This is a genomic window from Acetobacter sicerae (assembly GCF_011516765.1).
GTDB classification, from domain to species: Bacteria; Pseudomonadota; Alphaproteobacteria; order Acetobacterales; family Acetobacteraceae; genus Acetobacter; species Acetobacter sicerae.
The window spans coordinates 65,870-79,460 of sequence record NZ_JAAABN010000006.1 but is presented as its reverse complement, the minus strand read 5'-3'; the positions used below and the strand labels follow the sequence as shown (position 1 = coordinate 79,460).

Here is a 13,591-nt window from a genome sequence, read left to right as displayed (position 1 = left end):
CGGATCAGGAATGGAGTCAGCCAGCGCCGTCAAAGCGCACGACACGTTCCCGACGCAATACCAATGTGCGTGCGACCATATCGTGCAGACCCTGTTTACGCGGCGTAAAGGCGACCATGATCACGCCAATGAACAGGACGGGAAAAGACACGAACATTTTGACCAGATTACGGACAAGGGATCGCAGCAGCGAGATGCGGTTTCCTGTCAGATCGCTGACGCGCAGCCCTAGAACCAGCTTCCCAAGCGTGCCGCGGAGCGGTGAGGCTTCGAGCACGACAAAGTAGATCAGCTGGAACAGCAGAAAATGCGTGCCCGTGTCATGCACCTCCACATGCGGCCACGGCATGTGAAAACTGGAATAGAAATCAGTGTCACGGAAGGCCACCTGATAGGACGGGGTGTCACCCTGCCACTCTTCCAGTCGAACGGTCGGCAGCGTGAAGATGCCGACGACAAGACTGACGACACTCAGCAGAAAGTAATCCAGCACGGCGGCGGCTGTGCGAACCCAGAAACCGGCATAAGCCAGCATCCGGCCATCAGGTGTCAGACTGCCGTCACCCCCGATAATCCCTGTTTGGACAGGAGGCGCACCCCAGCCGGGAGGAAGAGAGTCAGACATGGTTCAGCTCCTGTAAGAGCCGTTGATATCGATGTAGCCATGCGTCAGATCGCAGGTCCAGACGGTGGATCTGCCATCGCCGAGACCCAGATCCACGTCGATATCGATATCCTGCCCCTTCATGTGGGCAACGACCGGTGTTTCATCATAACCTTCGACAACCGTGCCCTTGCTGGCGATGGTGACACCACCGATCGCAACAGCCAGCAGATCACGGTCTGCCGGTTCGCCGCATTTACCGACAGCCATGACGACGCGTCCCCAGTTGGCGTCTTCCCCGGCGATGGCCGTCTTGACCAGCGGGGAGTCTGCAATGGCCTTCGCAACGGCGCGGGCTGACTGATCGGATACAGCGCCTGTCACGCGGACACGGATCTGCTTCGTGGCGCCTTCACCGTCGCGGACCACCATCAGCGCCAGTTCGAGAAGCAGGTCGTTGAGGGCTTCGCGGAAGGCGGCAAGGCGGGCGTCATCAGCGTTGGTCACGGCCTGATTGCCGGCTTTTCCCGTTGCGAAAAGCAGCACCATGTCGGAGGTCGAGGTGTCCGAGTCGACCGTGATGGCATTGAAGCTGTGGGCTGTGCCGGAGGACAGCATGGCCTGCACGACAGCAGCGGGTAATGCTGCATCTGTGGCGACGAAAGAGAGCATCGTCGCCATGTCGGGAGCGATCATGCCGCTTCCCTTGGCGATGCCCTGAATGGTGACTGCTACCCCGTCGATCTCGGTTTTCCGAACAGCCGCCTTGGGAAAGGTGTCGGTCGTCATGATGCCGCGGGCTGCGGCTTCCCAGCCGTCTTCGGTCAGGGAAGCGTGAAGGGCGGGGAGAGCTGCCGTGATCCGTTCGGCCGGGAGCACTTCACCAATGACGCCGGTGGAGGCAAGGAAGACTTCCGTGGCCGGGCAACCCGCGAGCCCGGCTTCCGCTTCCGCCGTGGCGCGGCAGGTTTCAACGCCAGCCCTGCCGGTAAAGACATTGGCGTTACCGGCATTGACCACCAGCGCTCGCGCCAGACCGCCCTTGAGCGCCGTGCGTGACCAGTCCACCGGCGCGCCGGGGCATTTTGACTTGGTGAACACACCACCGACTGTCGTTCCAGCATCGAATTCTGCGACGACCAGATCCGTACGTCCCTTGTATCGGATGCCTGCGGCCACAGCGCCAAGGCGCACGCCCGGAACAGTGCCGAGGGCAGGCAAAGGCGAGGCGAGGGGAGAGACGGGCAGAGGCTTGGCCATCGGTGACGAACCTTGGTGCAGGGATGGGAACGGCAGGAAACGGGATTCCTGAAATCGGGAAGAGAATATGTAAACAAAAAAGGAAGAACGCCGAGGAGACGTTCTTCCTTTGTCTTTACCGCAAGCCGTCAGGGGAGGCCATAAGGCTCCCGACTGATTATTTCGCGGGAGAAGCTGTCGGGTTGCCAGCGATAGCGGGCTGCGCACCCTCAGGGACCGGCTTTCCATCCGGGCCGAAACGGAGGATCTTCACAGCGGAAGTCGCCTTCTCAACCGCAGCGCGGACATCCTGCTGGATCAGCTGCTGACGGATCTTGTCCTTGACTTCGTCTTCCTTCGGCACAGGCACCGTGCGATCGGCCAGAACCTGAATCACGTGATAGCCGAACTGGCTCTTCACCGGTGTCTGGCTGTAGGTTCCCGGCTTCATGTTGAAGGCGGCGTCAGAGAACGCCGGAACCATGTCGCCCTTCTTGAACCAGCCGAGGTCGCCGCCATTGTTCTTGGCGCTACCCTTGTCGGTCGAGAGGCTCTCGGCCAGCGTGCCGAAGTTGGCGCCGCCCTTGAGCTTCTTGATGACGTCCTGAGCTTCAGCCTCGGTCTTCACGAGAATATGGCGGGCATGCACCTCTTTCTCGGGAGTCTTGTTGGCGTAGTTCTTCAGGTAATAGTCATGGATCGCCGCATCCGTAAGCTGCGGCACGACCTGCCGGGACAGCCACGCATTCTGGAGAGCCGTATTTGCGGCGGTCTCCATTGCAGTTTTCACTTCAGCGTCGTTCTGCAGGCCGTCCTTGCGGGCGGCCATCTGGATCGCTTTCTGATCCACAGCCTGATTGACCAGCATCGGGAAAATCATGTTCTGCGGCAGCTGGCGAAGCTGCGGCGGCATGTTGGCTGCCGACTTGCGAATATCATCGAGCGTAATCTTCTCGCCATTGACCGTGGCGATCACGCTGTTCGGATCCATCGGCGTCTGGGCCGGAGCAGACTGGGTAGCAGCGCCACCGGCTGCGGGTGCTGTGGGGGCGGCAGCATCAGCTGCATGCGCGCCGTGAACACAGACGGAGGAAAGGAGGGTGGAAGCAAACAGGGCTGTCGCTGCAAAAAACGTGCCCGAGCTGGAAAAACGCATCAGTAAGAAACCCAGTGTGAACAGAATGGGCGCATCATGGCCGACCCGGAAGACACCCGCAAGGGCATGACGTAAGTCTGTTTTGTTAAGAAATAGCCACTTTCCGGAGGGCGTATCGGGGGCATCGGTTGACCCTGAGCAGTGGCGGCTTTATCTGAGGGAGCGCACACCGTCGGCTTTTCGGTCCCTGTCTGTGCTTCAGATGCAGGGCAGGAACGCGGGGTCGGCTCCGGGTGTGCTGTTCCGGAAAGGTCTTCATGTTCGCCTCGCTTGCTCGCGCCCTCTTCGGCACTGCCAATGACCGTTCGCTCAAAGCGTTCCAGCGCCGTGTACCTGAAATCAATGCGCTCGAGCCAGATGTCGCTGCGCTGGATGACGCCGCTCTTGCCCATAAAACGGTAGAGTTCCGGGAGCGTCTGGCTCAGGGTGAAACGCTGGACGGTCTGCTGCCCGAAGCGTTCGCCGTGTGCCGCGAAGCCTCGAAGCGCGTGCTCGGCATGCGTCATTTTGACGTGCAGCTTATTGGCGGCATGGTGCTTCATGCTGGCAAAATCGCTGAAATGCGGACCGGTGAGGGTAAGACGCTCGTCGCAACGCTCGCTGTCTATCTTAATGCGCTGAGCGGCAAGGGCGTGCACGTCGTCACGGTCAACGACTATCTGGCCCGCCGCGACGCTGAAGAAATGAGCCGGCTGTACAGCTTCCTTGGTCTGACGACCGGCACGATTGTGCCGAACCTGCCGGATGAGGCGCGTCGCGCAGCCTATGCCTGCGACATCACCTACGGCACGAACAACGAATTCGGCTTCGACTATCTCCGCGATAACATGAAATACCGGCTGGAAGAGATGGTCCAGCGGCCTTTCAATCATGCCATCGTCGATGAAGTCGATTCCATCCTTATTGATGAGGCCCGGACGCCGCTGATCATCTCCGGTCCGGCGGAAGATAGTTCCGAGCTTTACCGTGCCGTGGATACGGTCATGGCCGAACTGGTCCGTGATCCTGCGACCTTCGACAAGGACGAGAAGCTTCGTACGGCAATCCTGACAGAAGCAGGCTCAGACAAGGTGGAAGAGCTGTTGCGCACAGCCGGTGTGCTCAGCGACGGAGGCCTTTATGACGTGCAGAACGTGGCGGTTGTCCACCATGTGCTGCAGTCCCTTCGTGCCCACACGCTGTTCTCGCGGGATGTCGATTACATCGTCCGCGACGGCAAAGTGACCATCATTGATGAGTTCACGGGGCGCATGATGGATGGCCGTCGTTATTCGGACGGCCTGCATCAGGCGCTTGAGGCGAAGGAGCATGTCGAGGTCCAGCAGGAAAACCAGACGCTGGCCTCCATCACCTTCCAGAACTATTTCCGTCTCTACCCCAAACTGTCCGGCATGACCGGCACGGCGATGACGGAAGCGGACGAGTTCGCTGAAATCTACAAGCTCGACGTGGTGGAGATTCCGACCAATCTCCCGGTCGCCCGCAAGGACACCGACGACGAGATCTATCTTGATGAGCCGCAGAAGTTCGCCGCCGTCGTCAAGCTGGTTGAGGAAGTCCATAAAGGCGGACAGCCCATCCTTGTCGGCACCACCTCGGTCGAGAAAAGTGAAGCGCTTTCCGCGCTGCTGAAGCGGAACAACATTCCGCACAATGTGCTCAATGCGCGTTTCCATGAGATGGAAGCCGCGATCGTGGCGCAGGCGGGTGCGCCGGGTGCGATCACCATCGCCACGAACATGGCGGGTCGTGGTACGGACATCAAACTCGGCGGCAATGTCGAGATGCGGATTCAGCAGGAACTGAACCACATCACCGACCCCGCCGAGCGTGAGGCTGCCGAGCAGGCCATCCGTGATGAAGTGGCGAAGAATCAGGCCATCGTGAAAGCTGCGGGCGGTCTGTATGTGATCGGCACCGAACGTCACGAGAGCCGGCGTATCGACAACCAGCTTCGTGGTCGTGCGGGTCGTCAGGGTGACCCCGGAAACTCACGGTTCTTCGTCTCGCTTCAGGATGACCTGATGCGGATCTTCGGATCTGATCGCATGACCGGCATGCTCCAGAAGATGGGCATGCAGGACGGCGAGGCGATCGTACATCCGTGGCTGAACAAGGCCCTTGAGCGCGCGCAGAAGAAGGTCGAAGCCCGCAACTTCGACATGCGCAAAAACACGCTCAAGTATGACGACGTCATGAACGATCAGCGCAAGGAAGTTTACGCCCAGCGCCGTGAATTCATGATGCAGGAAGATGTCGCCTCGCTCATCGTGGAAATGCGTGAGGAACTGATCCTCTCTCTTGTTGACCGCTACATTCCTGAAAAGGCTTTTGCCGAGCAGTGGCAGACAGCCGAACTGACGGAAGAGGTGAAGCGCATCTTCAATCTCGATCTTCCGATTGCCGAATGGGCGACGGAAGACGGGATGGACAAGGAGCAGGTCGCCGCACGGATCGAAGATGCAGCGGCGCAGGCGCAGGCTGTCCGGACCACGAATTTTGGTCCGGATATCATGCGATATCTGGAAAAGCAGATTCTGCTGACGACATTCGATTCCGTCTGGAAAGAGCATCTGCATGCACTGGACCAGCTTCGTCAGGGTATCGGTCTGCGGGCCTATGGTCAGAAAGACCCGTTGAACGAATACAAGCACGAAGCCTTCCAGCTCTTCACCTTCATGCTTGATGAGATGCGTGAGCGCGTGATCACGCTTCTGGCCCGTGTGGAGATGGCGCCACCGCCGGAGCCGCATCCTCTTGAGGGAATTGGGGAATTTCATCCCGATCCTCACGTCGAAGGTTATTCCTCGGAGCCAGCGCAGTATGCGGGCGCACCTGCAGCCGTGACTGCGGAACCACCGACAAGCGGCGCCATTCTGCCGGACGATCCGTCCACATGGGGTGAGACGCCGCGCAACTCACTCTGCCCGTGCGGTTCGGGGCTGAAATACAAGCACTGTCACGGACGCCATGTCTGAGGCGCGTTCAGGACATCCTCCGGGACGCTGATATTGCCGGAATAGCAGGAATTTTTCCCTGACCACTGAAAGTGGCTCGGGGAGCTTTCTGGTGGACGCCAGTCCCCATCGGTCCGGCCGCGTATAAGCCGATACTCATCAAGATACATTAGTCAGAACGAGGACAGCGAGATGGCAGGCCATTCGCAATTCAAGAACATCATGCACCGCAAGGGCGCTCAGGACGCCAAGCGCGCCAAGCAGTTTGCCAAGGTGATCCGTGAGATCACCGTGGCTGCCCGTTCAGGTCTGCCGGACCCCGCCGCCAATCCTCGCCTGCGTGCGGCGATTTCCGCAGCGCGTGAAGTCAACATGCCGAAGGACACTGTCGAGCGGGCCATCAAGAAGGCGACGGGCGCAGGCGGCGGCGATGATTACGCCGAAATCCGTTATGAAGGCTACGGTCCGGCTGGTGTTGCTGTAATCGTCGAGGCGCTGACCGATAACCGTAATCGCACGGCCAGCGAGGTTCGCGCTGCGTTTTCCAAATATGGCGGTTCGCTTGGAGAAATGAACTCCGTCTCCTTCATGTTCAAACGTCTGGGTGTCATCACCTATCCGGCCAGCGTCGCCAGTGAAGACGAAATGCTGGAAGCTGCGATTGAAGCTGGAGCGGATAACGTGGTTTCGACCGAGGAAACGCACGAGATCACCTGCGAAGTTGAATCCTTCTTTGCGGTGCGTGACGTTCTGGAGCCGAAATTCGGCGAGCCGCTGTCGGCGAAACTGGACTGGCGTCCAGAGAACTCGGTTTCTCTTGATGAGGAAAAGGCCCGCACGGTTCTGAAGCTTCTGGACGTTCTTGAAGATAACGATGACGTTCAGAATGTTTACGCCAACTTCGATCTGCCCGAAGACGTGGCGGAAGCTCTCTCTGCGTAATCCCCTCGCACAGCGGTTCCGTCGTTTCCTTTGGGAAGATTGAACCGCTGAATTGGGAGCCAGTCCATGATGCGCATCCTCTTCATCACCGCGACACGCCTCGGGGATGCCGTCATTTCAACGGGGCTGCTCAACTATCTGATTCACGCGCATCCTGACGCAAGATTTACGATCGCCTGCGGTCCTGTTGCGGCCGGACTGTTTCAGCGCATGCCGCAGCTGGACCGTGTCATCGTGGTGAGCAAGCGGTCTTACGATCTGCATTGGTTCGATCTGTGGAAACAGTGTGTCGGAACGCGGTGGGATCTGATTGTCGATCTGCGAGGGTCAGCCATCAGTCTGTTGCTGCGGACACGCGCCCGGCGGATCATGCGGGGAGGACGTCGGTCCGGACCGCGTATTGCCCATGTTGGTGAGGTGCTGTCGCTGTCTCCGCCGCCGATGCCTGTTGTCTGGACAGGTGAGGAAGACCGGAATGTTGCGCAGGCGATCCTGGGCGACGCGGATGTGATCGCATTTGGTCCGACCGCCAACTGGGAGGGGAAGGTCTGGCCTGCGCGGTATTTCGTGGAACTCTGGTCCCGTCTTGAAAAGATTTTTCCCGAGAGAAAGCTGGCGGTGTTTTACGGTCCCGGTGAAACGGAACGCGCCCTGGCGGCCCCGGTTCTGGCTATTCCCGGTGCGATCGACGCGGGTGGTCGGTTCTCTCTCGCTGAAACTGCCGCGATGTTACAGCGCTGTTCGTACTTTGTCGGCAATGATTCCGGTCTGATGCATCTGGCCGCAGCAGCCGGTACGCCAACTTTGGGTCTCTTTGGGCCGTCTCGCAGTAGCGAATACGCACCGTCTGGTCCCTGTGCCGACTGGATTGCGGCTCCGGGGCCGGAAGGTGCTGCGCCAATCAGCGGTCTCACGCCCGACAGGGTGGTTGACCGTATCGTTTCCATGAATCAACGTTATGGAAAGCGCGTCCTGTTACCGTTTTCGTAATCAGGATCTGTTCTGACGTAGGGGCAGACCAAGTGAGTGTTTGAGCGATAAAAACGCGTTTCTTTTTATGTCATATAATGTCTGATTGATGTTTTTTGTCCTTGACGAGGGAAATATTCCCGACTTGTTTCTGTTTAATTTTCATCAGTATTTCAATTGTAAAACAGAAGCTGGCAGCGTAAATACATGTCTGAAAAAAGATAAAGGCGGATTCAGTAATGAGTTTGAAGATATATGTAGCCGGCCACAAGAAGTTCTGTCCTCCTTTTGATGCGACTTATGTGCCTATCATAGGCGGTATGAGCACGCGTGAAAACAAAGATGAGCTTGCCGATTTTATCGGTGATGATACCGGAGACAATATCTCTGACCTGAACAATATTTTTTGCGAATTAACGGTTCAGTACTGGATCTGGAAGAATGACCACAGCTCAGACTTCGTTGGCTTGAATCATTACAGAAGATATTTTTCGAAAAAAGATCACGGAACCAATCTGTATTATAAATACATGAATGACATGAAAGTCGTTTGTGAGGGTGATGAGATCGCCGCTGGAGATGATTTCAATTTTTCCAATGTAGATATGATTGCACCTCACAGGCATCACGGCGAGCCGGTTTTGCGTCAGTATGCCAGACATCATGTTTTGGAAGACATGCTTCTGGTCAGTGAGCAAATTCGGGATATTCAGCCTGCTTATGTGAATGCCTGCGATTTCTATTTCAATAATTGCGATTATTTCCATCATACAAACATGATAATCGCCAAGAAAGAAATATTTGACGCCTATTCTGAGTGGCTGTTCAGTATTCTTATGCCTCTTGCTGACAAAAAATTCTTTTCGAATTATGATAAATATCAGAAAAGAGTGATGGGATTTCTGTCTGAGCGTCTCTTGTCGGTCTGGATTCTTAAAAACAGACGCGATTTCGCTATTGTAGAAAGAGAATTTTTACAAGTTAGAGAACTGTAAGAGAAAATAGAACTCTGACGAAGAGGGAAATCCGGAGGGCCACCTTGATGGGCTCTCCGGATTTTTTTTTGTTTAATTATTACAAATGGTGAAGGGGATTGGGGCGTTCGAGGGCAGATTCATGAAAGTCACGTTTTTCTGCCTCAGCAAACTCGATTGTTGATTCCCCGGCCAAATGATTTGCTTTTGTGTTCCCGGTTTTTCGTATTTCAGGGTAGAACGCTCTCAACCAGAATGTGGGGATACACGCAGGAGATCTGTCTGTTATCCTTGTAGAGAGTGTTACTGAAAGAGACGTCCATGCACTATGACCTGATTATCCGGAATGGCATCTGCATCCTGCCGTGGGGTGAGGTGAAAACGGATGTCGGCGTCGTGGCAGGACGGATCGCGAGCATCGACGTGGCTTCGACCGCCGAAGCGCACGAAGTCATTGATGCACAGGGACTGCATGTGCTGCCCGGTCTGATCGACGCGCATGTGCATCTGCGCGATCCCGGCAATCCGGCTGTTGAGAGCATTCCGACAGGCACGAAGGCTGCGGCTCTTGGTGGTATCGCCACCGTGTTCGATATGCCGAACACCAATCCGGCCGTGACGGACGCTGAAATGCTGCGGTGGAAACAGGAATATGCTTCGCGTGAATCCTACACCGATTTTGCATTCTATGTCGGTGCAACACGTGAAAACACCGAAGATCTCGGCGAGTTCGAGACGTTTGACGGCGTCTGTGGAATCAAGGTGTTTGCCGGTTCGTCCACCGGCAATCTGATGATCGAGGATGACGAGGGGATCGAGGCCGTGTTGCGCCACGGTCATCGTCGGGTCTCTTTCCACTCTGAGGACGAATATCGTCTGCGTGCACGGAAAACCCAGTTCGGTCAGACTGGCATGCCGTGCTGCAATCACAGCATCTGGCGCGATCCGGAATGCGCCTTCCTCGGCACGCGTCGCATCACGGCGCTTTCCGTCAAGACGGGACGTCCGGTGCATATCCTGCACACCTCCACTGAGGAGGAATTCAAGTTTCTTGAGAACTACCGCCATCTCGTCACAACAGAAGTGCTGGCCAACCACCTGACGCAGATCGCGCCGGAATGTTACGATCAACTCGGCAATTTTGCAGTGATGAATCCGCCCATCCGTGAGCAGCGACACTTCGAGGCCGCATGGCGTGCTCTGCAGAATGGTATGGTGGACGTTGTCTCCTCGGATCACGCACCGCATTCTCTCGAAGCCAAAGCAAAACCGTGGCCTGAATGTCCGTCCGGCATGACCGGTGTGCAGACACTCGTGCCGCTGATGCTGGATCATGTGAATGCAGGCCGTCTGTCGCTTGCGCGTCTGGTGGACGTGATGGCCGCCGGTCCGGCCCGGGTGTATGGCATGATGGCGAAAGGCCGCCTGTCAGTTGGTTATGATGCCGACTTCACACTCGTGGACATGAAAGCCGAGCGTCGCATCACCAATGACTGGATCGCTACGCCTGCGGGCTGGTCGCCATTCGACGGCAAGGAGGTCAAGGGCTGGCCGATGGCGACAATCGTTCGCGGAAAGATCGTGATGCGAGAAGACGAAATCCTTGGCGAGCCACTTGGAAAGCTTGTGCGTTTTCTGCCCTGAAAAAGCCGCGACTTCGCCGCATAGGCTGATGATTGGGCAGGGCTGGTCCGAATCTGAAAAGAAGGCCAGTCTCCTGCCGATCATGCCCACAGAATCCGGCTCAGACCGGAAGGAACACGTATGAAAACGACGTTTGCAATTTGTGCTGCTGCTTCCTTGCTATGGCTCGGTGCTCCGGCGCACGCGGAAGGTCTTTGGACGGCTGCCGGTTGTGGCGCAGAGCCCTCGGCCCCGACGCTCGATGTGTCCAGTGTTGATCGCTACAATGCCAGCGTGGACAAGGCGGCCAGCTATGAAAAAGCTGCTCGTGTTTACAACGCGTGTGTAGCCAAGGAAGCGACGCGTCAGCAGACGGTCATCAGCAATGAAGCCAAGGCGAAGATGGAGCATATTCAGGAAGGCAGTTCCGCCGTTCAGAAGCGGATTGCCGCTAACTTTTCCAAGTATACGACGCAGTTGAAGACGGCAGGCGCGAAACTCGGCAAGGCGCACTGAGTCAGACAAAGTTTTTTGGTGAAATCTGTTTCAAAAAAGCTTTGGAGAATGTCGCCTTTTTAAAAAGGCGACATCCAGAAAATTTTTCTCTGATCAGCCAGACTGAAACCGTCCCGCACTCAACAGAGCCGGAAATCACTCGCCCGCAGATGTCTTGGCCAGCGCGTCAAAAGCCTGAAGCCTGCGGATAACGGCAGGCATTTCCCGTAGCGGGATCATGTTCGGCCCGTCGCTCGGCGCTGTGTCAGGGTTTTCGTGTGTTTCAAGAAAAACAGCCGCAACGCCAATCGCCACCGCCGCGCGCGCCAGAATGGGAGCGAACTCACGCTGCCCCCCTGACGCTGTGCCAAGCCCACCGGGCTGCTGCACCGAATGCGTGGCGTCATACACCACCGGATAACCGGTGCCCGCCATGATGGTCAGGGAGCGCATGTCATTGACGAGCGTATTGTAGCCGAAGCTGGTGCCACGCTCGCAGAGCATGATCCGCTCATTGCCGGTCGAAGCGATTTTCTTGGCTACATGGGTCATGTCCCATGGTGCAAGAAACTGCCCTTTTTTCACATTGATCGCAGCACCGGTTTTGCCGGCTGCCAACAGCAGGTCCGTCTGACGGCAGAGAAACGCGGGGATCTGAAGCACGTCCACGGCCTGAGCCGCCGGTGCGCACTGTTCGGGGCTGTGGACGTCCGTCAGAACCGGTATGCGGAACTGCTCACGGATGTCGGACAGGATCTGCAATCCCTTGTTCATGCCAATGCCGCGTTGCGAACCGATGCTGCTGCGGTTCGCCTTGTCGTAGGAGCTTTTGTAGATCAGTCCGATCCCGGCCTCACCACAGATTTCCGCCAGCGCCGCCGCCGTGTCCATGGCGTGGGCGGCGGATTCGATCTGGCAGGGACCGGCAATCAGCACCAGCGGCAGGCTGTTGCCGATTTCCAGATCGCCAAGGACGACTGTCTGCTGGAGGCTCACGCTTCTTTCGCCTTTTCAGCCGCCGCGCCGATGAACCCGGAAAAGAGCGGGTGAGGGGCGAAGGGGCGGGAGATCAGTTCCGGATGATACTGCACGGCGACAAACCAGCGATGATCCGGATATTCCACCACCTCTGGCAGAATGCCGTCCGGTGACAGACCGGAGAATTTCAGACCAGCCGCTTCGATCCGGTCGCGGTAATGCACATTCACCTCGTAACGGTGGCGATGGCGCTCCCGGATGGTCGTCGTGCCGTAAATTGCTGCCGCACGGGAGCCTTCCGTCAGCTTCGCCGGATAGCCGCCGAGACGCATCGTCCCGCCAAGTTCACCGCCTTCACGACGGCGCAGCATCTCGTTGCCACGCGCCCACTCGGTCATCAGACCGACCAGAGGTTCCTTGGCCGGACCGAACTCGGTGGAGGTGGCGTCGGGAATGCCCGCCAGATTACGGGCGCATTCAATGACGGCCATCTGCATGCCGAAGCAGATACCAAGGAACGGGATGTTCTTCTCACGGGCATAACGCACGGCTTCGATCTTGCCGCCCGCGCCACGCTCGCCGAAGCCACCCGGAACCAGAATGCCATCCACTCCGTCGAGACAGCTCAGCCTGGACGGGTCTTTCTCGAACGTTTCGGCTTCCACCCAGTCCAGCTTTACCCGGACGTTGTTGGCGATGCCGCCATGGAGCAGAGCTTCGTTCAGCGATTTGTAGCTGTCGAGCATGGCCGTGTATTTGCCGACGACGGCGATATGCACTTCGCCAGCGGGTTCACGAATGGTCTCGACAATCTTCTTCCAGCCGGAAAGATCTGGTTCCTGATCATGAGGCAGACCGAAATAGTGCAGGACTTCCGTGTCCAGACCTTCTGCGTGGTAGGACAGCGGGCATTCGTAGATCGTATCCACGTCCCGTGCGGCGATGACGGCCTGCGGACGGACATTGCAGAAGTTCGCGATCTTGCGACGCTCGTTCTCCGGAATCGGACGGTCGCAGCGGCAGAGAAGAATCTGCGGCTGAAGACCGACGTTCTGGAGTTCCTTCACGGAATGCTGGGTCGGCTTGGTCTTAAGTTCGCCTGCTGTCGGAATCCAGGGCAGCAGCGTGAGATGCACGACCATGGTGTTCTCGACACCGAGGTCATTGCGAAGCTGACGGATGGATTCGAGGAATGGCAGGCTTTCGATATCACCGACCGTGCCGCCGATTTCCACAAGGCAGAAATCCAGCCCTTCGGTATCCGCGACCACGCGCTCCTTGATGGCGTCGGTGATGTGCGGAATGACCTGCACGGTCCCACCAAGATAATCGCCACGCCGTTCGCGCGCGATGACCTCGGAATACACACGGCCTGTCGTGGTGTTGTCGGCGCGCGTGGCGTTCACGCCGGTGAACCGCTCATAATGGCCGAGATCAAGATCAGTTTCGGCGCCGTCGTCGGTGACGAAGACCTCGCCGTGCTGATACGGGCTCATCGTGCCCGGATCGACGTTCAGATACGGATCAAGCTTGCGCAGCCGGACCTTGTATCCACGAGCTTGAAGGAGGGCAGCAAGAGCCGCAGAAGCGATTCCCTTGCCGAGAGAAGAGACCACACCACCGGTGATAAATACGAACCGCGTCATGGAAGGTC

Annotated in this window: 11 protein-coding genes; 6 read left to right on the top strand and 5 right to left on the bottom strand. The window is 57.4% G+C overall.

The genetic code is table 11. The features are described 5' to 3' along the window. Positions 1–16 precede the first annotated feature (16 nt). The 3 genes from GVI59_RS08455 to GVI59_RS08445 all read right to left on the bottom strand — a co-directional run bounded on the left by GVI59_RS08455 (position 17) and on the right by GVI59_RS08445 (position 2,999). A complete protein-coding gene (locus GVI59_RS08455; protein ID WP_173573849.1) occupies positions 17–625 on the bottom strand; it encodes an RDD family protein in 609 nt (202 codons plus the stop codon). 3 nt (positions 626–628) lie between these two features. Further along, entirely contained in the window at positions 629–1,864 is a 1,236-nt protein-coding gene (gene argJ / locus GVI59_RS08450) for a bifunctional glutamate N-acetyltransferase/amino-acid acetyltransferase ArgJ (RefSeq protein ID WP_173573848.1), read from the bottom strand. A gap of 157 nt (positions 1,865–2,021) precedes the next feature. Then, positions 2,022–2,999: a peptidylprolyl isomerase gene (locus GVI59_RS08445; RefSeq protein ID WP_173573847.1), complete on the bottom strand. Its 978-nt coding sequence runs from the start codon at positions 2,997–2,999 to the stop codon at positions 2,022–2,024. Between the two features lie 257 nt (positions 3,000–3,256). Here GVI59_RS08445 and secA point away from each other — a divergent pair, with 257 nt between their 5' ends. From secA to GVI59_RS08415, 6 genes are all read left to right on the top strand, one after another. Then, complete coding sequence (gene secA, locus GVI59_RS08440; RefSeq protein WP_173573846.1) at positions 3,257–5,977, top strand: preprotein translocase subunit SecA; 2,721 nt, start codon at positions 3,257–3,259, stop codon at positions 5,975–5,977. Positions 5,978–6,148: 171 nt separating this feature from the next. Further along, a complete protein-coding gene (locus tag GVI59_RS08435) occupies positions 6,149–6,898 on the top strand; it encodes a YebC/PmpR family DNA-binding transcriptional regulator (RefSeq protein WP_173573845.1) in 750 nt (249 codons plus the stop codon). 69 nt (positions 6,899–6,967) lie between these two features. Next, the gene (locus GVI59_RS08430; protein ID WP_173573986.1) at positions 6,968–7,888 is read left to right on the top strand and encodes a glycosyltransferase family 9 protein; all 921 of its coding nucleotides are present in this window, start codon (positions 6,968–6,970) and stop codon (positions 7,886–7,888) included. Between the two features lie 218 nt (positions 7,889–8,106). Beyond that, the gene (locus GVI59_RS08425; RefSeq protein WP_173573844.1) at positions 8,107–8,862 is read left to right on the top strand and encodes a DUF4422 domain-containing protein; all 756 of its coding nucleotides are present in this window, start codon (positions 8,107–8,109) and stop codon (positions 8,860–8,862) included. A 300-nt stretch (positions 8,863–9,162) separates the two neighbouring features. Next, positions 9,163–10,485, top strand: coding sequence for a dihydroorotase (locus GVI59_RS08420; protein WP_173573843.1), 1,323 nt, complete (start codon positions 9,163–9,165; stop codon positions 10,483–10,485). A 120-nt stretch (positions 10,486–10,605) separates the two neighbouring features. Next, positions 10,606–10,980, top strand: coding sequence for a hypothetical protein (locus GVI59_RS08415; RefSeq protein ID WP_173573842.1), 375 nt, complete (start codon positions 10,606–10,608; stop codon positions 10,978–10,980). Between the two features lie 135 nt (positions 10,981–11,115). On the opposite strand, the gene kdsA is transcribed toward GVI59_RS08415, so the two are convergent. Then, positions 11,116–11,955 carry a 3-deoxy-8-phosphooctulonate synthase gene (gene kdsA / locus GVI59_RS08410; RefSeq protein ID WP_173573841.1) on the bottom strand — a complete coding sequence of 280 codons (840 nt, stop codon included), beginning with the start codon at positions 11,953–11,955 and terminating at the stop codon, positions 11,116–11,118. Further along, on the bottom strand, positions 11,952–13,583 hold the full coding sequence (locus tag GVI59_RS08405; protein WP_173573840.1) for a CTP synthase: 1,632 nt from the start codon (positions 13,581–13,583) through the stop codon (positions 11,952–11,954). The genes kdsA and GVI59_RS08405 overlap by 4 nt, the downstream gene beginning before the upstream one ends. Between the last annotated feature and the right edge of the window lie 8 nt (positions 13,584–13,591).

Bases quoted from the DNA above. Each gene is read 5' to 3' on its own strand.
- GVI59_RS08415 (WP_173573842.1), top strand. From the start codon at position 10,606: ATGAAAACGACGTTTGCAATTTGTGCTGCTGCTTCCTTGCTATGGCTC.
- GVI59_RS08455 (WP_173573849.1), bottom strand. From the start codon at position 625: ATGTCTGACTCTCTTCCTCCCGGCTGGGGTGCGCCTCCTGTCCAAACA.
- GVI59_RS08430 (WP_173573986.1), top strand. From the start codon at position 6,968: ATGCGCATCCTCTTCATCACCGCGACACGCCTCGGGGATGCCGTCATT.
- GVI59_RS08425 (WP_173573844.1), top strand. From the start codon at position 8,107: ATGAGTTTGAAGATATATGTAGCCGGCCACAAGAAGTTCTGTCCTCCT.
- GVI59_RS08445 (WP_173573847.1), bottom strand. From the start codon at position 2,999: ATGCGTTTTTCCAGCTCGGGCACGTTTTTTGCAGCGACAGCCCTGTTT.
- argJ (WP_173573848.1), bottom strand. From the start codon at position 1,864: ATGGCCAAGCCTCTGCCCGTCTCTCCCCTCGCCTCGCCTTTGCCTGCC.
- GVI59_RS08420 (WP_173573843.1), top strand. From the start codon at position 9,163: ATGCACTATGACCTGATTATCCGGAATGGCATCTGCATCCTGCCGTGG.
- secA (WP_173573846.1), top strand. From the start codon at position 3,257: ATGTTCGCCTCGCTTGCTCGCGCCCTCTTCGGCACTGCCAATGACCGT.
- GVI59_RS08435 (WP_173573845.1), top strand. From the start codon at position 6,149: ATGGCAGGCCATTCGCAATTCAAGAACATCATGCACCGCAAGGGCGCT.
- GVI59_RS08405 (WP_173573840.1), bottom strand. From the start codon at position 13,583: ATGACGCGGTTCGTATTTATCACCGGTGGTGTGGTCTCTTCTCTCGGC.